Here is a 915-nt window from a genome sequence, read left to right as displayed (position 1 = left end):
ATGTATAGGTATATGTTCCTGATGGTGTAGGGGTTACTGTAATATTACCTGTACCGTCACAATTATATACCACAGTACTTGTTAAAGTTGGCTCTGTTGGTAAATCTGCTATTGTAACTGTGTCTGCAAACCCTCCACATCCATTTGTATCTTCTATAAGAACATCATAAGTTCCTGCTGCTAATCCTGTAACAGGTGAAGTCGTACTACTTAAGAATGTAGCACTACTTGTTAATTTATAGAAGTAAACATAAGAACCTGTTCCCCCTGTTGGGTCTGTGAAACTTATACTTCCTGAGTTAACCCCTCCTGATGGAGCACAACTTAAATCTGTTGTAGTTGCTCCTCCTCCTGTTAAGGCTTCTGGAACTATAATCGTTGCAGTTGTTTGGAAATCACATCCTTCTGAATCTACAATTTCTATATTATAAGCACCATCTCCTAAACCTGTAAAGTTTTCTGCTGTGGTTCCAACTCCTGTTCGTGTTATCGTAGCAGCTCCTGTTATATTAATTGTATAAGGTGGTGTTCCTTGAGAAACGGTAATACTTAAACTTCCTGTATCTGTCGAACAGCTTGCTTGTGTCTCTGATACACTTGCTGTTACTGGCGTTACGCTTCCTACTACAACATCTTGGAATACTCCACGACATCCATTACTATCCTCTACATACACATCGTATGTTCCAGCTGCTCTGTTAACTGATGCATTACCTGCTGCAAAATCTCCTGCAACTGGTGTTGCTCCATCAGCAACTACTGCATAAACATAGCCCGTTCCTGATCCGTCTGCTCCTACTGAGGTAATCGTTCCTAAATTACAATCTTCTGGCGTACTTGTAGCCGTTACTCTTACCTGTGGGTTAATCGTAGCTGAGTTTGTAGCATTACATCCTTTATTGTCAACTACTTCTA

At 40.4% G+C, this 915-nt stretch carries 1 protein-coding gene; it reads right to left on the bottom strand.

Annotated features, from left to right (window positions below; translation table 11 throughout):
• On the bottom strand, positions 1-915 hold a 915-nt coding region (locus OU788_RS12470), incomplete at both ends, for a hypothetical protein (RefSeq protein WP_274635461.1).

Origin of the sequence: Tenacibaculum sp. L6, assembly GCF_028823685.1 — a bacterium.
GTDB lineage: Bacteria > Bacteroidota > Bacteroidia > Flavobacteriales > Flavobacteriaceae > Polaribacter.
The sequence above is the reverse complement of the archived record's forward strand: the minus strand, read 5'-3'. Positions and strand labels throughout refer to the sequence as shown.